At 34.9% G+C, this 20,427-nt stretch carries 23 protein-coding genes; 17 read left to right on the forward strand and 6 right to left on the reverse strand.

Translation table 11 applies throughout. The features are described from left to right. The first annotated feature begins 15 nt into the window (after nucleotides 1-15). The 10 genes from BM319_RS06325 (at nucleotide 16) to BM319_RS06370 (ending at nucleotide 5,347) form a co-directional block, all read left to right on the forward strand. Complete coding sequence (locus BM319_RS06325) at nucleotides 16-1,047, forward strand: C40 family peptidase (protein WP_091021825.1); 1,032 nt, start codon at nucleotides 16-18, stop codon at nucleotides 1,045-1,047. Nucleotides 1,048-1,356: 309 nt separating this feature from the next. After that, complete coding sequence (gene gvpJ, locus BM319_RS06330) at nucleotides 1,357-1,593, forward strand: gas vesicle protein GvpJ (protein ID WP_069033480.1); 237 nt, start codon at nucleotides 1,357-1,359, stop codon at nucleotides 1,591-1,593. 56 nt (nucleotides 1,594-1,649) lie between these two features. Next, the gene (gvpO, locus tag BM319_RS06335) at nucleotides 1,650-1,910 is read left to right on the forward strand and encodes a gas vesicle protein GvpO (protein ID WP_091021827.1); all 261 of its coding nucleotides are present in this window, start codon (nucleotides 1,650-1,652) and stop codon (nucleotides 1,908-1,910) included. 11 nt (nucleotides 1,911-1,921) lie between these two features. After that, entirely contained in the window at nucleotides 1,922-2,806 is an 885-nt protein-coding gene (gvpN, locus tag BM319_RS06340) for a gas vesicle protein GvpN (protein WP_091021830.1), read from the forward strand. Between the two features lies 1 nt (nucleotide 2,807). Next, entirely contained in the window at nucleotides 2,808-3,560 is a 753-nt protein-coding gene (locus BM319_RS06345) for a GvpL/GvpF family gas vesicle protein (protein WP_069033483.1), read from the forward strand. Then, nucleotides 3,557-3,793, forward strand: coding sequence for a gas vesicle protein GvpG (locus BM319_RS06350; RefSeq protein ID WP_069033484.1), 237 nt, complete (start codon nucleotides 3,557-3,559; stop codon nucleotides 3,791-3,793). The genes BM319_RS06345 and BM319_RS06350 overlap by 4 nt, the downstream gene beginning before the upstream one ends. Further along, complete coding sequence (locus BM319_RS06355; protein WP_069033485.1) at nucleotides 3,790-4,596, forward strand: GvpL/GvpF family gas vesicle protein; 807 nt, start codon at nucleotides 3,790-3,792, stop codon at nucleotides 4,594-4,596. The genes BM319_RS06350 and BM319_RS06355 overlap by 4 nt, the downstream gene beginning before the upstream one ends. Continuing rightward, a complete protein-coding gene (locus BM319_RS06360; protein ID WP_084006849.1) occupies nucleotides 4,593-4,805 on the forward strand; it encodes a gas vesicle protein in 213 nt (70 codons plus the stop codon). Before BM319_RS06355 ends, BM319_RS06360 begins: the two co-directional genes overlap by 4 nt. After that, the gene (locus BM319_RS06365; RefSeq protein WP_069033486.1) at nucleotides 4,768-5,055 is read left to right on the forward strand and encodes a gas vesicle protein K; all 288 of its coding nucleotides are present in this window, start codon (nucleotides 4,768-4,770) and stop codon (nucleotides 5,053-5,055) included. The genes BM319_RS06360 and BM319_RS06365 overlap by 38 nt, the downstream gene beginning before the upstream one ends. A gap of 13 nt (nucleotides 5,056-5,068) precedes the next feature. Beyond that, complete coding sequence (locus BM319_RS06370; protein WP_069033487.1) at nucleotides 5,069-5,347, forward strand: gas vesicle protein; 279 nt, start codon at nucleotides 5,069-5,071, stop codon at nucleotides 5,345-5,347. 74 nt (nucleotides 5,348-5,421) lie between these two features. On the opposite strand, the gene BM319_RS06375 is transcribed toward BM319_RS06370, so the two are convergent. From BM319_RS06375 to BM319_RS06385, 3 genes are read right to left on the reverse strand one after another with little or no spacing between them, the layout of a single operon-like run. Next, the gene (locus BM319_RS06375) at nucleotides 5,422-6,546 is read right to left on the reverse strand and encodes a Ger(x)C family spore germination protein (RefSeq protein WP_091021832.1); all 1,125 of its coding nucleotides are present in this window, start codon (nucleotides 6,544-6,546) and stop codon (nucleotides 5,422-5,424) included. Beyond that, nucleotides 6,543-7,640 (reverse strand): GerAB/ArcD/ProY family transporter, encoded by a 1,098-nt coding sequence (locus BM319_RS06380; protein ID WP_091021834.1) that lies wholly within the window; start codon nucleotides 7,638-7,640, stop codon nucleotides 6,543-6,545. Before BM319_RS06380 ends, BM319_RS06375 begins: the two co-directional genes overlap by 4 nt. Further along, nucleotides 7,637-9,076, reverse strand: a complete 1,440-nt coding sequence (locus tag BM319_RS06385; RefSeq protein WP_091021836.1) for a spore germination protein — start codon at nucleotides 9,074-9,076, stop codon at nucleotides 7,637-7,639. The genes BM319_RS06380 and BM319_RS06385 overlap by 4 nt, the downstream gene beginning before the upstream one ends. Nucleotides 9,077-9,274: 198 nt before the next feature. Here BM319_RS06385 and BM319_RS06390 point away from each other — a divergent pair, with 198 nt between their 5' ends. The 7 genes from BM319_RS06390 (at nucleotide 9,275) to BM319_RS06420 (ending at nucleotide 16,340) form a co-directional block, all read left to right on the forward strand. Beyond that, on the forward strand, nucleotides 9,275-9,685 hold the full coding sequence (locus BM319_RS06390) for a MerR family transcriptional regulator (RefSeq protein WP_069033491.1): 411 nt from the start codon (nucleotides 9,275-9,277) through the stop codon (nucleotides 9,683-9,685). 15 nt (nucleotides 9,686-9,700) lie between these two features. After that, complete coding sequence (locus BM319_RS06395) at nucleotides 9,701-10,390, forward strand: zinc metallopeptidase (RefSeq protein WP_091021838.1); 690 nt, start codon at nucleotides 9,701-9,703, stop codon at nucleotides 10,388-10,390. 208 nt (nucleotides 10,391-10,598) lie between these two features. Further along, on the forward strand, nucleotides 10,599-11,168 hold the full coding sequence (locus tag BM319_RS06400) for a TVP38/TMEM64 family protein (RefSeq protein WP_175495574.1): 570 nt from the start codon (nucleotides 10,599-10,601) through the stop codon (nucleotides 11,166-11,168). Between the two features lie 867 nt (nucleotides 11,169-12,035). Next, nucleotides 12,036-13,373, forward strand: a complete 1,338-nt coding sequence (locus tag BM319_RS06405) for an NAD(P)-dependent oxidoreductase (protein ID WP_502686134.1) — start codon at nucleotides 12,036-12,038, stop codon at nucleotides 13,371-13,373. 16 nt (nucleotides 13,374-13,389) lie between these two features. Then, entirely contained in the window at nucleotides 13,390-14,697 is a 1,308-nt protein-coding gene (gene preA / locus BM319_RS06410; RefSeq protein WP_069033495.1) for an NAD-dependent dihydropyrimidine dehydrogenase subunit PreA, read from the forward strand. Beyond that, nucleotides 14,694-16,115: a dihydropyrimidinase gene (gene hydA, locus BM319_RS06415; protein ID WP_069033496.1), complete on the forward strand. Its 1,422-nt coding sequence runs from the start codon at nucleotides 14,694-14,696 to the stop codon at nucleotides 16,113-16,115. Before preA ends, hydA begins: the two co-directional genes overlap by 4 nt. A gap of 3 nt (nucleotides 16,116-16,118) precedes the next feature. Beyond that, entirely contained in the window at nucleotides 16,119-16,340 is a 222-nt protein-coding gene (locus BM319_RS06420; RefSeq protein ID WP_091021847.1) for a hypothetical protein, read from the forward strand. A gap of 628 nt (nucleotides 16,341-16,968) precedes the next feature. Here the strand turns inward: BM319_RS06420 and BM319_RS06425 are convergent. From BM319_RS06425 to BM319_RS06435, 3 genes are all read right to left on the reverse strand, one after another. Next, nucleotides 16,969-18,435 (reverse strand): CoA-acylating methylmalonate-semialdehyde dehydrogenase, encoded by a 1,467-nt coding sequence (locus BM319_RS06425; RefSeq protein ID WP_091021849.1) that lies wholly within the window; start codon nucleotides 18,433-18,435, stop codon nucleotides 16,969-16,971. Between the two features lie 19 nt (nucleotides 18,436-18,454). Further along, complete coding sequence (locus tag BM319_RS06430) at nucleotides 18,455-19,828, reverse strand: aspartate aminotransferase family protein (protein WP_091021851.1); 1,374 nt, start codon at nucleotides 19,826-19,828, stop codon at nucleotides 18,455-18,457. Between the two features lie 163 nt (nucleotides 19,829-19,991). Then, nucleotides 19,992-20,405, reverse strand: a complete 414-nt coding sequence (locus BM319_RS06435; protein ID WP_025671275.1) for a CBS domain-containing protein — start codon at nucleotides 20,403-20,405, stop codon at nucleotides 19,992-19,994. Between the last annotated feature and the right edge of the window lie 22 nt (nucleotides 20,406-20,427).

Here is a 20,427-nt window from a genome sequence, read left to right on the forward strand (position 1 = left end):
GAGAGGAGCTTTACGATGAAAAAGACAAAAAATTTGATTTTAAGTTTATGTGTTGCAGGTACTTTACTTTCTACAATGACAAGCCAATCTTTAGCAAAAACGCAAGAGGAACTTACTCCAGGTGAGACAGCCTACGTTGATGTGTCTGTGTCGACTCAGTGGACAACAAATGGTAGATTCCAAGTTAGAGATATTGATGCACCTTCTTTAAGTAACCCTGTTGATCCACGTCAATGGTCAGCTAATATGGAAGATACAGAAGTTCGTCGTTGGCTAACAAGTTATCTTGAAACTCAAGCAGTATACGGTACAAAAGTAACCATTTTAGAAGAGTCAGGTGACTGGGTAAAGGTTGCTGTAGATGGTCAGCCTACACCACGAAACTCCTTAGGCTATCCTGGTTGGATGCCGAAAAGACAATTAACTACGGATGACCGATTAGAGAATTATAAGAATACCCCATTTATAATGGTATCGAGTCAAACAGCATGGCTTTATGATGGGAAAGCATTAAATGATAAGTTTATGGAAATTAGCTTTAATACTCGCTTACCTATCGTTAAAGATTTTGGGGACGTTGTAATGGTTGCAACACCAGATGATGGAAATAAATTTATTAAAAAAGAAGATGTGGCAGTCTATCAAAATGAAAATCAATTTCCTAAGGCAACGCCTGAAAATTTAATTAATACAGCGAAGAAGTTCCTTGGTTTACGTTACTTATGGGCTGGAGTATCTGGATTTGGGTTTGATTGCTCAGGATTTACATATAGCTTATTTAAGTCATATGGTATTACAATTCCAAGAGATTCAGGACCTCAATCTAAGAACGGTAAGGAAGTAAAGAAAGATGAAATCCAACCTGGAGACTTATTATTCTTTGCAAGTAACAATGGAACTGGATCAGTTCATCACGTTGCAATGTATATCGGTAACGGTTTAATGATTCAGGCTCCTAATGCTGCTAGAAGTGTTGAAATCATTCCGTTAAATACTCCTGGTTATATCGAGGAATTCTCAGGTGCTCGCCGCTATTGGGAAGAATAATTAAGTAAATATTGAGCAAAAGTTGGAAAACCATGAACAGTAGTTGTTGTTCATGGTTTTTGTTTTTACTCTTAATGTTCGTAGATTTATATTCAGCTTTTGCTCCGCTATTTTCACAAATTATAAAGTTATCATTCAATTGGAAAAAATTGGAGTATAGGATAATAGATTCATTTTGAATAAAGTCTATCACTCTCAACTTGCTTGTCCCATAGGATAGAGGGAAAGAGATAGGATATCGTTCGAGAAGGAAGCTATATTCTCGTTTTCTATCATTTCTTTCTTATTTTAATAGGAAAGGAGGGATATATGTTGGCTTCCATTCAAAAAAGTGTAGATTCTTCCAGCCTAGCTGAAGTAATCGACCGTATTCTTGATAAAGGTGTTGTGATTGATGCATTTGTAAGAGTATCTCTTGTCGGCATTGAGCTTTTAGCAATTGAAGCTCGTGTTGTTATCGCTAGTGTTGATACTTGGTTACGATATGCAGAAGCAGTCGGATTGCTGAAAGACGAGGAAGAGGAAGAAGAAGAGGAAGTTGCTTAAGCAAGTAGGGCCAAGGCTTTATGCTTTGGTCTACTTTTTTAGACAAGGGGGCTATTATGGAAATTATTAAAATACTAGAAGTAGTAAAAACTTTTTTTGGGCAGTTTATTCGACCAGTTCATAAAATTACTCACGTTCATAAATCTGACAGGGGGTGGGAGCTTACAGTTGAGGTAATTGAAGAAAAAGAATATATGAAAGCTCACGCTAAAGATGAGTTAGTAGGAGTTTATAATGTTTTACTTAGTCCTGAATTAGAAATTGTATCATTTCATAGAAAATCATTACGGGCTAGAGGCGCAATTCTACATGAGTGAGGGGGAAAACTATGGAAAAAAGCTTTATATTGTCTCCTTATTTGCATAGCTTAACAGAACGGTTACTGTCTTATTTACAATCTGGATTTTCAGTCCATCTTACAGGACCAGCTGGTGTTGGAAAAACATCACTTGCACTTCATATTGCAAAACAAATGGGTAGACCGTATCTATTAATTCATGGAAATCATGAAATGTCTAATAAGGATTTGCTTGGGAGTTTTAATGGCTATACAAACAAAAAAGTGATAGATAACTATATTCATTCCGTTTACAAAAAGGAGGAAACGATTAAAGAAACTTGGGTTAACGGCCCTATTATAGAAGCTGCTACAAAAGGATATACATTGATTTATGATGAATTCACTCGTTCGCATCCAGAAACAAACACTCTTTTTTTATCAATTTTGGAAGAAAGAGTTATTCCACTTTTTGGGATGAAAAGGAAAGAGTCTTTTTTACCCGTGCATCCTAACTTTTCAGTAATTTTTATAAGCAATCCACAGGAGTATGTTGGCGTATTTGAAGCACAAGACGCACTTCTTGACCGATTAATTACGATTCCGCTAGAAAAAATGAATCATGAAACAGAGTGTTCAGTCTTATCACATCTAACTGGATTATCGGAAAATGAGAGTCTTTATATTGCTAATTTAGTGCAAATTGTTCGTTATCATTGTAGAAAGATTGAACCTCAAAGTCTTCGGACCTCGATCAAACTAGCCTCTATCACAAAGCGAAATAATATTCCAATTTCAATTTATGATCAACAGTTTCAAACCTTATGCACAGATATTTTTTGGTTTCACCTCAAACAAGCAGGTAAAGTTCAAACATACTCTCAAGCAAAACAATTCATTGTAAAAATTATCAGTTTGCAAATGGAGGGAGATTGAATTGAGCGAAGGTGTTTATCCTTTTTGTATCATTCAAACGAATATCGATCACGAATTTGGTTTTACAAAATGGGAAGGAAAAGAAATTAAACTTTACCCAATCCGATATAAAGATGTTGTTATGATTGTTGCAGATGTATCTGATCAGGACTACCTTCCAACACGTGCAAATTTACTCGCTCATCAAGGTGTAATTTCTTTAATTATGAAACAGTTAACCGTCATTCCAATGAGTTTTAATAATGTATTTACCTCTACAGAAGAGATTCATTTATTACTAGAAAAACTATATGATGAACTGCAATCAATTTTTCAAAAAATAAACAATAAAATTGAGGTTGGTTTAAAGGTTATTGCGCGTAAGGAGTGGTTAGAAGAAGAAATACGAATGAATGATGACATACAAAAACTTAAGGAGAAAGTAAATCAGCAAAAAGAAGCTGCATTTTACGAAAAGATTAAACTTGGAGAAAAAACGAAGGACTTTTTCTACAATCTGCAACACAATCTGTACAATGAGATTTATTTACCTCTTTCTACACTTTCGAGTGCCTCTAAATCAAACCCTCCAATATACGAAACCATGCTTCTCAATTCGGCCTTTTTAATTGATCGCGACCTAGAAGAAATCTTCGATGAAAAGGTTAATGAACTCTATGAAATATGGAAGGATAAAGTAGAATTCAAATACTCTGGGCCATGGCCAGCATATAACTTTATTCAGTTAACGATAACGGCAGGAGATCAGTCATGATTTTTAAAGCTTTAGCCTTCCCACTAAAATCAATCATTCTATTAGGAGAAAAAATAAAGGAGGAAGCTGACCGCGTATTATTTGACTCGAAAACGATAGAGCAACAATTGGTTCGTTTACAAATGATGTATGAATTAGGAGAAATTTCGGAGGACATTTATGAACAACAAGAAGAAGAACTACTTTTGCGATATCAAGTCGCAAAAATGAAAGAACGGGAGGTAGGCCGGTGAGCATTTATTTATATGGTTTGCTACCAACAAATCAGCTAGAAGATTCACCCTTTTATGAAGTGAAGGGGATTGATCAAGATCAAACTAGTTTTGAAATTGTTGAAAAAGTAACCGCAGTTTTCTGTTATTTAAGAGAGGAAGAATTTGCCGAGTCAGTTCTAAAAGAAAAAATGGACAATCCAAAATGGGTACACAAGCATGCAGTTCATCATCATGAAACAATTGTGACTTATTCTAAAAACTATTTATTTCTTCCTTCTAAGTTTTGTACGGTCTATTCAAGTATTGAAAAATTAAGAGAGGATTTATCGAAAGAGCAGCTTAATATCCTTTCTCTTTTTGAGCAATTAAAGGAAAAAGAGGAATGGAATGTAAAGATGTACTATGATAAAACGAAATTTTTTAAAGTATTGGAGCGACATAGTAAAGTAATCCAAAATATGAGGGATGAGTTGAAAGTATTATCTCCTGGGAAACAATTCTTCATGAAGAAAAAGCAAGGACAACTACTCGAAAATGAAGCACAAAGTGAACTACGTTTAATATCTCAAAGCTTGGAAAACACCTTAGTAAATTCAACGGTTTACAATAAAACAAGAGTAAATTGGAGCCGAAATGCTACAGGAAGAAATGTTGATATGATCTACAATAGTACTTCTCTAATCCTAAAAGACGGCAGAAAGAAATTTGAACTGCTAATAAAAGAATTTACACAAAAGTATGAGGATAGGGGAATTATTGTAGAGATTACTGGGCCATGGCCATTCTATCATTTTGCTAGTTTGGATTCTAAAATTACATGAACAGTCAGAATGATAACATCACATTATTAGATATTTTAGACGGAGTTCTAGATAAAGGAGTAGTTATTACAGGTGATCTCATCCTTTCTATTGCAGATATTGATTTGGTATATGTAAATATTTGCTTACTAGTGACAGCAGTAGAATCGATTCATGAAAGGGGGTTAAAGAATGTCAGCAAATCGGGGGATAGCCGCCGAGAGAATTAATTTGAATCCAGAAGATGCTGAACAAGGACTAGCTCAACTAGTGCTTACAATTTTGGAATTGCTAAGGCAACTCGTAGAGCGACAAGCTATTAAAAGGGTAGAGGGTGGTACGCTTACGGAAGAACAAATTGAAAATCTTGGTACAGCTCTATTGAATTTAGAAGAAAAAATGGAAGAATTAAAAATCATTTTTGGACTTGAAGGAAAAGACTTAAACATTGATTTAGGACCTTTAGGGAACTTAATGTAAGAAAGGAGAAAACATGCAACATTCAGCACAATCTACTAATATTTTAGATATTTTAGAGAAAATTTTAGATAAAGGGATTGTCATCGCAGGAGATATTAAAATCGCCTTAGCAGATGTAGAATTACTCACAATTAAAATTCGTCTTGTTGTCGCTTCCATCGATAAAGCGATGGAGATTGGGTTAAATTGGTGGCAGGATGATCCTTATTTTAATTCAAGTGTAAAAGGGAAACTTTTGCATGATCGGATTAATCGGATAGAAGACAAGTTAGGTATAAAGCAAGAGGAGTAGAGTAATTTACTATAATGAAAATAAAGCAGCAACCTAATTGGCTGCTGCATTACATAAAAATAAGGTGATTGTAGTTAATTCGAATTTATAAGTTTAATATCAAATTTTGGTTCAATTGTCATTTGAGGATAGTCTTTTCTCCAATTTAAAGACGACCAAGTGTTAGGATGGAACGCTTTTAATTCCTTTCCAATGCCAAGAACATCCGAATTTGCTGATTGCATCGTCTTAATTGTATTTAATGCGAGTTTCTCAAAGTGCTTATTAAGTTCTTTTTCCAATTGGACGTAATTAGGCTTTATTTTAGGTCCCTTATCACCAAGCTCGAAAGCACTAACTAACAATGATATTTTTATCTTAATTTTCGGTAATTTGGTTGCCCCTTTAGAGACGGTTATTTTTGATATATTTCTTTTTACTGTAAATCCATAATTTTTTTTTTCAACATCTTTATGATCGTATTTTTCACCATTTTTGTTAGAAAAATTACCAGTAAATCTCTGTCTTCCTCTATTTCCGCCTTCCATTAGCATCAACAGTTTAATTTGATCTTTATCAAGTTGTTTTCCGGTAGGTTTTCCATTACGAAATAACATGGCACCACTTAACTCCAAGTTTGAATCGATAGGAGTTAACATCGGCAATGCTAAATCAGACAACTTATCATCCTTTGATTGTATGAAATTCATCATTGAAACAGTTGGTATCGTTCTGTTCTTTTCCATAGAGATAATAAAGTCATTCAACTCTCTTGAAAAATCTGGATTAGAATCTGAAGCCTGTTTAAATACTTTAGAAAAATCCCCATCAATAACAATTAATGGTGAGTTAATAGACGAATAAGGTGCATTGAGTAAAAAATCAAGTTCATTTATAGCATCATCTGAGGCAAAATTTTTACCTAACAAATAGACTCTAGTACTAATCCCTATGAAAGGAGATTGATCAGTATATTCCCATTGACCAATTGCCTCCGCTAAAGTTGGCCCTTTAAGCTCCTTCACCACAGAATGTGACTCACCTGAACCTTGCCCAGTGCTTTTAAGATTCGTAACGAGAAAAAATGCTTCGACTTCACTAGTCTTTTCGTTCAAGTCAAAACCATTTACATCAACTAAATGTAGCTTTTTTAAGTCCAACCTGTCCCAGCATCCTGTCAATAATGGTAAAAGAAGTAGTAATATTAAGGGTTTTTTCATTTTCCTGCCACCTCTTTTTTTACAAAGGATATTAATAGAATCAATGTAGGCAGACCTATTATCATAATTACGGTTAACGTATTATGGAATTTGGTAAAACTGGAAAGGAAATTTCTGTTTGAGAAGAAAATTCCAGCTGCAAAACAAACAAATGCGATCAACCATACTAAAAGTGGATGGTTTTGGATTTCTTTTTTACCAAGAAAAGCTAAATAACGAGCCGATAAAAATAAATAAATGTACGCTGTCACAATAGTCACTGATAACCAGATTGCGATAAATAAAATATCTAGACTTTGAACGACTGGCCATCTGAATTTACGAAGAATAAATACCAGCGGCTCGTGAATGAGATTTAATTGATTTTCGCTAAAATTGTATATCACAATTAATGAGATAAGCACGTAAAAGGCAGTCGTTACACCGTTTGCTATAGACATAGCGATTAAGATATCCTTCTTTTTTTTACATTTTACAAAAGGAAATACGTACAGAAGGAGCTCATATCCTGCAAACGTCCAAAATGCAGGAATCGCACCTTTAATTATCGGACCGATGCCATGTGTACCAACTGGTAAAAAATGACGAAAGTCTCCATTACCAAAACCACTAATAAATATAATCATAAAACAGATTAGAAACATGCTCATGATAGACTGTGTTATGGTTGCGATTGAGCGTAGTGTTGAGGAAGCGATATAGCCAGAGACGATGACCATTAATCCTATAAGGACAAACCAAGGTGTTTCAAATAACAACCATCGATTTATGACATCTGTATAGGAAACAATAAGCATTAAACACGATTGGGCACAGTATGCTGCAAATAGTAAATTTATGATTAATCCTAATGGTCTTCCAATTATTGAAGATATATACTGTTGGAACGAGCGATCGGGATATCTTTTTCCAAGAAAGTAGACAATCAGGATCCCTAATTGAGCAATTATTCCCCCAATAATCATAGACATCCATGAGTCATAACCTGATATTAAAGATTCTTTATAAGGCATTGATAAAATACTGACTCCTACTTGATTCAAAATAACAAGGCAAATAAGTTGATTAATAGAAATCTTCTTTAAATGAATCACTTATTCTCCCCCCTAGGATTACTTATTCTAATTTCATCTTTTGCTAAGCTTTCCAGTGGTCGTTTTTTCATGGACCTAATCGGTGCTCTGAAAATTGTATCTTTTATCGTATCGCCATTAAACCAATTGTAAAAGTACGGAATACCAAATGTACTCATCCTAGATAAATGTGCCAAAACCAACAAATATGAAATTTCCAATCCAATTAAGCCAAAAAGTGATGCCATAATGATAAAAGGATAGGCTAATAATCGTGCTGTGTTACTCATTTCATACGAAGGGATAATAAATGAAGCAACCGCAGTTAGTGCTATAATAACAACCATCATGTTTGAAATTAGATTTGATTGAACAACAACCGTTCCGATTACAATACCACCGACAACACCAATCGTTTGACCAACGGGATTTGGTAAACGTACAGTTGACTCTTTTAAAACCTCAAGAATGGCCAACATCGTGATTGCTTCTAAAATAGGTGGCATAGCGACGTACTGCATTGAACTTTGAAGTGTCAGTGCGATTTCTAATGGGAGAATCCTAGGATCAAAGGTAACAAGTGCAACATAAATACCAGGTAAACTAATTGCAATAATAAAACAAAAAATTCTTAGAAATCTTAAAAGACTTCCAAATAACCAGCCAACCTGATAATCATCTGGACTTTGAAAAAAAGCCCAGAACGATACAGGAACGATTGCACACTCTGGCGCACCATCTGTTAAAAAAGCAATTTTCCCATCCATTAAATAAGACATAACTCGATCTGGTCTTTCAGATACGAGCATTTTTGGAAAAAGAGAAAATTTTTTGTCTTGTATAAGTTCTTCAATATATCCTGGTGCTTCAATGTAATCGATATCGATATTAGCTATTCTACGTTCAAACTCCTGTAAAACGACATCGTTTGCAAGAGACTGCAAATAAATTATAGCTATTCTCGAGTTCATTCGACGGCCTACTTGAAAATACCTAATTACTAAATCTGGTGAGGCAATTAAATTTCGTATAATATTTAGATTTGTATTCAGATTTTCATTGAATGCTTTATGTGATCCACGTAATACACGTTCATTTATTGGAAAGTTTATTGAGCGTTCTTTAACTAGTTCTGTTCTAAGTAAATAAAGCTTTAATTCTCCCTTTAGTTGTAAAATTGTTTTTCCTTCTATGAGCGCATTTGCTGCATCAGAAAGAAGCTCGGTTTCAGTAAAATCGAGAATTGAAACGGCCTCTCGTATATTGACATTTGTATTATTAAGTAAAGGACGGATAATGTGGTCTTGTACCGTTTTATCTTCAATCATTGTGTCTAAATAAAATAACCGATAATGTCTCTCACCAGTTTTGAAATCGCTTGTTTTGAAGTCTGAACTATTAAATAGCAATTCCCGAAGAGATTTTTCATTTTTATCTAGATCTCGGTCCGCTATCATTTAGTATCCTCTTTTCTAGGTGGTAATTTTATCCTATTTTTCCCATAAATTCTGTTACTATTCTGTAATTTAAGATGTGAAAATTTTAATATATTCAGCTTTAATTTATAAACTCATTTTCGAACAACGGAACGTTTTACTGTACGTTTTTATCGAATTCACATATAATACAAATATAAGGAGTGTGAGACCATTGGGATTGTCTATAAAATTGGAGAATTAGCAAAAGAAGTGGGAGTGTCTAAGCGTACAATTGATTATTATACTAACTTAGGATTACTTGAACCCGAGCGTTCGGAGTCTGGTCACCGTTTTTATAATGAAGCTTCTTTAGAGACTTTAAAATTTATTGAGCAATGCAAATCAATGCACTTACCACTCCAAGAAATAAAAGATATTTTAGATAAGAAAAAAACAATGATGCCAGATCAGAGTATTGCGCCTCTAACAGAGGAAGTAACTGTTCATATGAATCAGTTACAGAATGAATTGTCACAATTAAAATATTTACTAGAAAATTTAACTGAAGAACAAAAGCTAAATATTATCCGTCAATTAACGTCACAAACATCAGAATTAATTCAGACGTTATTGTCATTTATTCTTTAAAAGGAGAGAATGTGAATGTTTTTTCATCCTATGGATTTCCTTATTTTAATTGCCTTTGGATTATCGATTTGGGCACAATTTAAAGTGAAATCTAGTTTTAATCACTGGGCTGAAGTGCCAGCATCAGGCGGGTTAACCGGAGCTGAAGTAGCTAGATATATATTAAATAATAATAATTTACCTAACGTACCAGTGGAAGTAGTACCTGGTCGCTTATCAGATCATTATGATCCTATGGCAAGAACAGTTCGTTTATCAGAAGAAGTATATTATGGAAGATCGATTGCATCTGTATCAGTCGCAGCACACGAAGTAGGTCATGCGATACAGCATGATACCTCATATGGTTTCTTAACACTTCGTCATCGAATTTTTCCTATCGCTAACATTGCATCAGGAGCAGCTCCATTGCTACTACTAGCAGGATTTTTACTTCAAGCATTTTCTTTAATTGGAGTAGGGATTTTACTATTCTCAGTAGCAGTAGCTTTTCAACTGATCACTTTACCAGTTGAATATAATGCAAGTTCACGAGCAAAGAAATTAATGCTAGCAGGAGGAATGATCCACGATTCCGACAGAAAAGGTGTAAATAAGGTTTTAGGAGCTGCTGCTCTTACGTATTTAGCGGCAACCTTAATTTCAGTTTTAGAATTAGTAAAATATTTATTTATATTTTTCCAAGGACAAACTGAAGAAGAATAAAATTAGTTAAAAAGATGATTTCGTGATCTATTCGAAATCATCTTTTTTGTTTGAAAAATTAAATTTAAATTGGTTAGTATGTTTAAAATTTCGATGTCTAAAATAGTAAATAGGTTTTAAATTTGGAAGATTTATGTATTTTTGTAACCTTAGCTTTTTTAATACTAAATGTTGTACAATTAAGTGGTTAAAAAAATGGGGGAAAATTATGACACTTTCGGCAATTGAACATTTTTTAAATACATACAAAGACTATGCTGTCATCCTGAGTATTCTAATTAATGTTCTAATTAGTATTGTTGGTATTATACCAGCTTGGTTTTTGACAGCGATCAATATTAAATTATTCGGTTTTACTGGTGGATTTTTAGTCTCTTTCATAGGTGAATTAGTTGGTACATTCGTATCATTCGTTTTATATAGAAAGGGTTTACAAAAAAGATTTATTAGTAATTCAACAAAATTTAAAGGATTAAATAGGCTATTAAGCTTAGAAGGAAAAGAAGCTTTTTACGGGGTGCTATTTTTACGTTTTATTCCTTTTATTCCATCTAGTTTGATTACATTGTTTGCAGCCTTTGGGAAAATCACATGGTCAAGCTTCATGTTAGCTAGTTTGTTTGGTAAGTTACCAGTCATATTATTTGAATCGTATTCTGTTAATCAAGTGCTAGAGTTCACTTTATTCGGTAAAGTCATTTTGGGACTGTTAATTATCGTCTTGCTAATCTATTTTTATAGAAAACGATTTACTGTTTTTGTGAAGAATAAAATTTGAAAAGATGTAAAAAAGCTCAAACCTAATATAAGGGTTTGAGCTTTTCAAGCTGTTGAAAAGCAACCTTGTCAATTAAATTACCAAATTTTCGCAAAAGGAGTAGTGTGATGTTGATTTCCACTACGGGATGCTCGCTTTCCATAGGGCGAGATTCTTGAGCCTCCTCGGCAAGCCTGCGGGGTCTTTAGCCTTCCCGCTTATCCCATAGGAGTCGAGCATCCCTTCGTTCCAATCAACTTGTTCATCAAAAAAAGTCTGCAATAAATACTAATCAAATAGCCTTTACTTAGAGTAACCTAACTGTTGTATATTCACCACCTTGTAGGTCAATTCATTTCGAACATTAATTAAACTAATCAATTGAATTTGTTTTTCTAAAAATTAGATCAAATTCTTTAAAACTATTAGTAGATCCTCAAAAAATGATAAATTTCATCATTAAATAAATGTTCATTTAATGTCCGTTTTCCCTATTGATCATTTTATATTTCAACACTCTGAAAAGCTCAAACCTAATATAAGGGTTTGAGCTTTTATTTTTTCTATTACAACTAACTAAAATGGAATTAAAACCAAAAAGGATAACTATCTTTAACTTTTAAGTAGAAAGCTTTCATAATCATTAGTTTAAACACTGACAACCCTTACATAAACATGTCTAAATTAATTTATTTAATCATATATTGAAATACCTCAATTTTAGAAAAAGCTTTACCTTTTTAAGAAAGATTGTAAGTAATTAATTCTTACTTGAAAACGGCTGATTTTTTACTGTTGTATGGAATGAATGATAGAAAATCATTGGGTAAATCGTATAATCTGCTTTCTTAAAAAGTAACTTTGTAGCCTAATAGGAGGGTGTTGTTAGTGAATAGAGTTTCGTTAGAGAATTTATCGAAGAACTTTGAAGAAGTACATCCTGGTTTATCTGAAAGGGAAGCATTTGAAGAAGCACATCGATGCCTTTATTGCTATGATGCCCCATGTATTAAAGCTTGTCCAACTGGGATTGACATTCCTACGTTTATTAAGAAAATTGGTTCAGGCAATTTAAAGGGATCAGCTAAAACAATTATGTCATCTAATCCTGTTGGAGCGAGCTGTGCCAGAGTTTGTCCTACAGAAGAATTGTGCGAAGGTGCGTGTGTACTCAATCACTCTACTAAACCGATTATGATTGGTAATTTACAGCGTTATGCAACTGATTGGGCGATAAAAAATAATCAACAATTATTTAAGGCTGGAAAAAAGAACGGAAAAACAGTTGCAATCGTTGGTAGTGGTCCAGCTGGTTTAGCATCAGCTCGTGAACTTGCCTTATTAGGCTATGATGTAACAATTTTTGAAGCAGAAAATCATGCAGGAGGTTTAAATCGATATGGTATCGTTTCTTTCCGGCTACCAAAGAGTATATCAAGCTGGGAAGTTCAACAAATCGAAAACTTAGGTGTGAAAATTCATACAAACACTAGAATCGGTTCGGATATTTCTTCAGAGGAATTATTAAAAGACTATGACCTAGTCGTTCTAGCGATCGGTATGGGGAAAGTACCGATGCTTGATATCGAAGGAGAGGATTTGGACGGAGTATACGATGCGATTGATTTTGTAAAAGAGACAAAAACGGGAGAGTTATCAAATCGTTTTATCGGTAAAAATATTGCTGTAATAGGAGCGGGCAATACAGCAATTGATGCCGCAACATGTTCGATTCGATTAGGCGCTGGTAATGTCAAAATTTTATACCGTAGAACGCAATCTGAAATGAGCGCTTATCAATTTGAATATGATTTTGCGAAGCAAGATGGAGTGGAATTCCGATGGCTAACATTACCAATACGAATAATTGGTGAAAATGGAAAAGTAATTGCACTTGAGTGTGTTCGATTAGAACTAGGTGAAGTTGGAAAAGACGGTCGACGCAGGCCTGTACTTATTCCAGATTCCAATTTCACGATACCGGTTGATGGGGTTATAAAAGCGATCGGGCAAACTCGATATGTAGAGTTAATCGAACAATTTGGATTAGAACACACTGATGGCGTTGTGAAAATAAACCAAGATTCATTTCAAACATCTAATCCTAAAGTTTTTGCTTGCGGTGATGTCATTTTTGGCAAAGGGCAAGGTGAAGCGATGGTAGTGACTGCAGCTCAGCAAGGTAAAGAAGTAGCTTATGCGATTCATAAACAGCTAAATCATTAAAAGGAGGTTTTCTTACATGGCAGATCTACGAATAAATCTTGCAGGTATACAGTCACCTAACCCATTTTGGCTAGCTTCTGCTCCTCCAACAAACTCAGGGTATCAAGTACAACGTGCGTTTGAAGCTGGCTGGGGAGGGGCAGTTTGGAAAACATTAGGGGAACCAATTATTAATACATCCTCACGATTTGCCGCGATTAATTTTAACGGACAAAGAGTTGCGGGATTTAATAATATCGAACTCATATCTGATCGACCTCTTGAAGTAAATTTAAAAGAAATTTATGAAACGAAAAAAAGATTTCCAGACCGAGCGATTATCGCATCACTTATGGTTGAACCGCAACAATATAAATGGCACGAAATCGTGAAAAGGGTAGAAGATGTTGGAGTTGACGGATTAGAACTGAACTTTGGCTGCCCACACGGAATGGCAGAAAGAGGAATGGGATCTGCATCCGGTCAAGTTCCTGAATTAGTCGAGCAACAAACTTTTTGGGTAAAGGAAGTTGCGAAAACACCTGTCATTGTAAAACTAACTCCGAACATTACTGATATTACTGTAACAGCTGAAGCGGCAGTTCGAGGTGGAGCTGACGCAGTTAGTATGATTAACACCATCAACAGTTTAATGGGAGTAGATTTAGACTCTTGGAATACGGTTCCACATGTTGCCGGGAAGGGAGCACATGGTGGATATTGTGGACCTGCAGTAAAACCAATTGCATTAAATATGGTGGCAGAATGTGCACGTAATCCACGAATATCCGTCCCAATTTCCGGTATTGGAGGAATATCGAATTGGCAAAATGCAGTAGAGTTTTTATTAATGGGAGCAACTGGCGTTCAAGTTTGTACAGCAGCAATGCATCATGGATTTCGCATTGTTGAAGACATGATTGATGGTCTAAACAATTATTTAGATGAAAAAGGTCTTTCTTCAGTAACGGAGCTAGTAGGTAAAGCCGTTCATAAATATTCTGATTGGGGAAATTTAGATTTAAATTACCAAGTAGTTGCTAGGATTGATACGGATGAATGTATTAACTGTAATAAATGCCATATTGCATGTGAAGATACATCACACCAATGTATTGATATGTCAGTAGATGAAAATGGAAAGTCGTATTTAAAGGTTCGAGAAGAAGACTGCGTAGGATGTAACTTATGCAAAATCGTTTGTCCGGTGGAAGATGCAATTAACATGGTAGAAGTCCCAAGTAAACAGCCTTCGATGACTTGGAATGATCGCCAACATGCTTTAAAGACATTAGCAAGATCTAATCAATATTCAATTTTAAAGGGGGGAAGGAAAAGAAAATGAAGAAAATTATTCGAAATGGAACAATTGTCACTGCAACGGATACTTATAAGGCTGATATTTTAATAGAAGAAGATAAAATTTCTGCAATTGGTTTAAATTTCGATCGGACAGATGCAGAAGTTATTGATGCTTCAGGTCATTATATTTTTCCAGGTGGAGTAGATCCGCATACACATTTAGATATGCCGTTTGGTGGAACTGTCACAAAGGATGATTTTGAATCTGGAACGATTGCGGCTGCTTTTGGGGGAACAACAACCATTATTGATTTTTGTTTAACGAATAAAGGAGAACCACTCCAAAATGCAATCGAAACATGGCATGAAAAATCCAAAAATAAAGCAGTGATCGATTATAGCTTTCATCTTATGATTGGCGAAATAAATGATGATGTTTTAAAAGAGTTACCTAGAGTAATAGAAAAAGAGGGAATCACATCATTTAAAGTATTTATGGCTTATAAAAATGTATTTCAAGCTGATGATGCGACGTTGTATCGTACTCTATTAGCAGCAAAGGAATATGGGGCACTAGTAATGGTGCATGCGGAAAACGGTGATGTTGTAGATTATTTAATCAATCAAGCTTTAGCTGAAGGAAAAGTAGAACCTATTTACCATGCATTGACACGTCCCCCAGAAGTAGAGGGAGAAGCGACTGGTAGAGCGGCTACATTAACTGGCCTAGCAAATTCACAACTATATGTCGTTCATGTTACTTGTGCAGAGGCGGTTGAAAAAATAACGGAAGCCCGAAATAATGGAATTGATATATGGGGTGAAACATGCCCACAATACTTAGTGCTTGATCAGTCTATGCTAGAAAAGCCTGACTTTGAAGGAGCAAAATATGTTTGGTCTCCTCCTCTCCGCGAAAAATGGAACCAAGATGTGCTATGGAATGCTTTAAAAAATGGAAATCTACAAACGTTAGGGTCTGATCAATGTTCTTTTGACTTTAAAGGACAAAAGGATCTAGGTCGAGACGATTTTTCAAAAATCCCTAACGGAGGACCGATGATTGAAGATCGAGTAAGTATATTATTCTCTGAAGGCGTTAAAAAAGGCAGGATCTCATTAAACCAATTCGTTGATATCTCTTCTACTAGAGGTGCAAAGCTATTTGGTTTATATCCCCAAAAAGGAACAATAGCGGTCGGTTCAGATGCTGATTTAGTGATTTTTGATCCGAATTGTAAACGAACGATTTCTTCAGAAACACACCATATGGCAGTCGACTATAACGCATTCGAGGGAATGGAAGTAACAGGTGAACCAGTGAGTGTATTAGTTCGTGGAGAATTTGTCATAAGGGAAAAGCGATTCGTAGGAAATGCAGGTAGTGGGCAGTTCTTAAAGAGGAAGAAGTATGGTGAAACTAGTTTAATAGAAGAGATTAGTAACGAAGGGAAGAAGTAATCAATGTCAACTTATAAGGAATTTTTAATTGAAAGAAATCAAATTGATTCCCTTATAAAGAAAGGCTACCAGATTAAAAATGTTCGAGAAACGCTAGACGGTGCATATGTTGACTTTGAAAATCAAGATGAAGAGGAGAAGTTTGTTACTCTTCATATAATGAACGCTGATACACGGAAGTATTTTGGAACGTTAATTGTTAAGCAGTTGGGGATTTATTTTTGAGAATTAGAGAATCGCAAATAAAATGGGTGAATCGCAAATGAAATTGACGAACGCAATTAAAATTCGTGAATCGCAAATAAAAAGGCCGAATCGCAATTAAAATCTCTGAATCGCAAATAAAATTGATGAACGCAATTAAAATCCGAGAATCGCAAATAAAAATGGCGAATCGCAATTAAAATCTCTGAATCGCAAATAAAATTGACGAACGCAATTAAAATCCGAGAATCGCAAATAAAAAGGCCGAATCGCAATTAAAATCCGTGAATCACAAATAAAAATAGTAAAATCACAATTAACATTGAAATCGAGTGTTCTAAAAGATTAAATCATTAAAAAAATAGATGAATTTCACTCGGATTATTAAAAGATGATTTGAATTTTAGCTAGTTTTGCTACTTTTTATTAAAAACGATGCAATCCTGGTAAGCTTTTAAACGAATCTGCAATGATCAAGCAAAACAGAACGTCACGCATTAAATGATGATATACTTACTGGCAAAAACCAATAATGAATGACAAATCGCATCTCATCCGTAACTACTAACGGGATATGCGATTTTTTCTATATAAAAGGCTTTCCCATTAGTCAGTCACTTAAACTAATGGAAAAGCCTAATTTTTTTATTTACTCTAATCTACTAGTAATCATTTTTTTCCTTGTATAGAATTCAACCCCATCTGCACCATTTGCGTGTAGGTCACCATAGAACGAGTTTTTCCAACCAGAGAATGGAAAGAAAGCCATTGGTGCGGGCACGCCAATGTTAACTCCGAGCATTCCTACTTCAATGTTCTCTCGGAAGTATCGAATACTTGATGCACTGTCTGTAAAGATACAAGCTCCATTTCCAAAATCTGACTTGTTCGTTAGCTCAATCGCTTCTTCTAATGTTTCAACTCTAACGATTGATAGAACTGGTGCGAAAATTTCTTCTTTCCAGATTTTCATAGATGGGTTCACGTTATCAAAAATCGTAGGTCCAATAAAGTAGCCTTTTTCTTTTCGTATTAAATCATTTCGTCCATCTCGTAATAATGTCGCACCTTCTTGTATTCCACATTCTATATATTGTTCCGTTCGTTCACGATGTTCCTTGCGAATGACAGGACCTAGGAATACATCTTCATCTAATCCATTTCCGATTGTGATGTTATCCGCTTCTATTTTTAATTTCTCTATTAAAGGATCTGCAATGTCTCCAACTGCTACGACCACTGAGCAAGCCATACATCGTTCACCTGCTGAACCGTATGCGGCTGTAATGATTTGTTTAACCGATTCATCTAAGTTTGCATCTTGTAAAACGATACTATGATTTTTCGCACCAGCTAAAGCTTGAACACGCTTACCGTTTGCAGATGCAGTTTTATATACATATTCCGCCACTGGCTGTGAACCTACAAATGAGATAGCTGGAACATCCTTGTTTTGAAGTAATTCGTTTACAATTTCGTGTGCTCCGTGAACAATATTGAACACACCCTTTGGTAGACCTGCTTCGGTAAAGAGTTCTGCTAAACGATTTGCAAGTAGTGGTGTCCGTTCTGAAGGCTTCAAGATAAACGTGTTTCCGCATGCAATTGCTAATGGGAACATCCAGCAAGGTACCATCATTGGAAAATTAAAAGGCGTTATGCCTCCAACTACGCCAACAGGATATCGATACATTGCCGATTCAATATTTGTAGCAATATCAGGTAATTGTTTTCCCATCATTAAAGTTGGAGCCCCGGCAGCAAATTCTACGCATTCTATTCCACGTTGAACTTCCCCATATGCCTCATTATAGCTTTTGCCATTCTCAATCGTTATTAAATTAGCAAGTTCATCCCAATGTTCAACTAACAATTGCTGATATGAAAATAGTACTCTTGCTCTTTTAGGAACAGGGGTTTTACTCCATGAAATAAAAGCTTTTTTAGCTGCTTTTACAGCGGTTTCTAAATCTGATTTAGTTGAGAGAGGTACAAATGCTAATATTTCTTCAGTAGCAGGATTAGGAACTGGGATTGTTTTGGCATTTGGTGAAGCATCAATCCATTCACCATTAATAAAATTCTTTAATACCTTAATATTTGTTTGAGTGGACATAGAATTTCACCTCGTACGATTATAGGTTTGAAAATGCTTTGTTTAAAGTAGATACGATAAAGTCAAGCTCTTCATCAGTTGTTGTAAATGGAGGAGAAAGTGTAAGAATATTATTATAGCCTGGGACGGTATCTCCATTTCGACCGATTATTAATCCTTGTGCCTTACATTCAGTTATTACTTTTAATACCAGTTCTGGACTAGCAGGTTTTTTACTCTTTTTATCTTCAACAAGCTCAATTCCTGCAATAAAACCAAAACTGCGGATATCTCCAACATTTTTATAAATTAGTAAACCGTCTAATTTTTTACGAAGCTCATCACCTAAAAAGCTAGCACGCTCAATTAAATTTTCTTTTTCAATTATTTCTAAGTTTTTAAGTGCAACTGCACATGAAGCAGGATTTCCTCCAAATGTGTTCACATGACGAAAATGATGATCTGCTCCAGGCTGTTTAAATACGTCATATAGTTCGCTTCTTACTGCAGTTGCTGAAAGAGGAGAATAGGCACTCGTCATTCCTTTAGCCATTGTGACGATATCAGGTTTTATACCGAAGTTTTGGTGTCCAAACTGTTTTCCAGATCTGCCAAACCCACAGATTACTTCGTCAACAATTAGTAAAATACCAAATTTATCACAAATTTCTCGAACTTTTGTTAAGTATTCGGCAGGTGGTACAATTACTCCTCCACCTGTAATCACTGGCTCCATAATGATTCCAGCAATCGTTTCAGCACCTTCATAATTAATAACATCCTCGATAGCTTTCGCACATTGGATGCCACAATCTCCATACGTTTTACCGAAAGGACATCGATAACAATAAGGTGGTGCTACATGTTGAAAACCTGAAGAAAGAGGTTCATATTTAACTTTGCGATTAGCTTGACCAGTAGCACTTAAAGCACCCATAGAATTACCATGATAAGCTCGATATCTTGAAATAAATTTATAACGCAGGGGCTCACCATTTTGGTGATGATATTGTCTAGCGATCTTAAAAGCTACTTCATTCGCATCGGATCCTGAATTAGAATAAAAAATACGATAGTCTCCAGCGAGCCATTCATTTAACTTTTCAGCTAATAAGATAGAGGGAACATTACCTTGAGACATTGGAACATAGGGAATTGCTTGAATTTGTTCAGCAGCAGCTTTGGCGATTTCCTCGCGACCGTATCCTACATTCACACACCATAATCCAGACATCCCGTCTAAATAATTTTTACCATCAATATCAGTGACTGTACTATTTTTTCCGGATACTAAAACCATTGGATTTGGATTGTGAGGCGACATATGATGCCATACATATTTTTGGTCTAATTCAAGAAGCTCTTCTTTTGAAAGAGAAGTAGAAGGAGTTGCTTTTACAGTTTTATCATTCACTGTTAGTCACCAACTTTCAAAATTCTAGTTTTATTTGAAATCCTCTTTATTAATTAATATTACAGAAGGATTTATATTATCCTTTTTGCTGGACAAAATTCTAGATTAAATGAATTATGATTAAATATAAAAAAAATAACCGCTAATATAGTCTATTAGCGGTTTAATGGCTTTCTTTTAATAAATTCTTACTACAATACTCAATAATTTCTTTTCTCTTCACCATACCTATAAACACATCTTTATCATCAATAACAGGAATGAAGTTTTGATTAATAGCTCGTGTAAATAAATCCTCTATTTGTGCATTAATTGATACGGGATCATAAAAATTGTGCAAGGAAATTTCTTTTAAACTGATTTCGTTCGTATTAGAAAATGATAAACTTGCCGTATTTTTTAATTTCCATAATAAGTCACCTTCAGTAAGTGTACCAACGTATTTACCATCATCATCTACTAAAGGTATAGCCGTATAACGATGATGTTCCATTTTTTCAAGTGCTTGACGCATAGTTGAATTGATATTCATATATACTAGTTCGTTTTTGGGGGTAAAGAAAAACGCGATATTCATTTTTCGTACTCCTTAATATAGT

Source organism: Bacillus sp. UNCCL81 (assembly GCF_900112535.1).
Lineage (GTDB): Bacteria > Bacillota > Bacilli > Bacillales > Bacillaceae_G > Gottfriedia > Gottfriedia luciferensis_B.

Bases quoted from the DNA above. Each gene is read 5' to 3' on its own strand.
- BM319_RS06325 (WP_091021825.1), top strand. From the start codon at position 16: ATGAAAAAGACAAAAAATTTGATTTTAAGTTTATGTGTTGCAGGTACT.
- gvpJ (WP_069033480.1), top strand. From the start codon at position 1,357: ATGTTGGCTTCCATTCAAAAAAGTGTAGATTCTTCCAGCCTAGCTGAA.
- gvpO (WP_091021827.1), top strand. From the start codon at position 1,650: ATGGAAATTATTAAAATACTAGAAGTAGTAAAAACTTTTTTTGGGCAG.
- gvpN (WP_091021830.1), top strand. From the start codon at position 1,922: ATGGAAAAAAGCTTTATATTGTCTCCTTATTTGCATAGCTTAACAGAA.
- BM319_RS06350 (WP_069033484.1), top strand. From the start codon at position 3,557: ATGATTTTTAAAGCTTTAGCCTTCCCACTAAAATCAATCATTCTATTA.
- BM319_RS06360 (WP_084006849.1), top strand. From the start codon at position 4,593: ATGAACAGTCAGAATGATAACATCACATTATTAGATATTTTAGACGGA.
- BM319_RS06365 (WP_069033486.1), top strand. From the start codon at position 4,768: ATGTCAGCAAATCGGGGGATAGCCGCCGAGAGAATTAATTTGAATCCA.
- BM319_RS06370 (WP_069033487.1), top strand. From the start codon at position 5,069: ATGCAACATTCAGCACAATCTACTAATATTTTAGATATTTTAGAGAAA.
- BM319_RS06375 (WP_091021832.1), bottom strand. From the start codon at position 6,546: ATGAAAAAACCCTTAATATTACTACTTCTTTTACCATTATTGACAGGA.
- BM319_RS06385 (WP_091021836.1), bottom strand. From the start codon at position 9,076: ATGATAGCGGACCGAGATCTAGATAAAAATGAAAAATCTCTTCGGGAA.
- BM319_RS06395 (WP_091021838.1), top strand. From the start codon at position 9,701: ATGTTTTTTCATCCTATGGATTTCCTTATTTTAATTGCCTTTGGATTA.
- BM319_RS06400 (WP_175495574.1), top strand. From the start codon at position 10,599: ATGACACTTTCGGCAATTGAACATTTTTTAAATACATACAAAGACTAT.
- preA (WP_069033495.1), top strand. From the start codon at position 13,390: ATGGCAGATCTACGAATAAATCTTGCAGGTATACAGTCACCTAACCCA.
- hydA (WP_069033496.1), top strand. From the start codon at position 14,694: ATGAAGAAAATTATTCGAAATGGAACAATTGTCACTGCAACGGATACT.
- BM319_RS06420 (WP_091021847.1), top strand. From the start codon at position 16,119: ATGTCAACTTATAAGGAATTTTTAATTGAAAGAAATCAAATTGATTCC.
- BM319_RS06425 (WP_091021849.1), bottom strand. From the start codon at position 18,435: ATGTCCACTCAAACAAATATTAAGGTATTAAAGAATTTTATTAATGGT.
- BM319_RS06435 (WP_025671275.1), bottom strand. From the start codon at position 20,405: ATGAATATCGCGTTTTTCTTTACCCCCAAAAACGAACTAGTATATATG.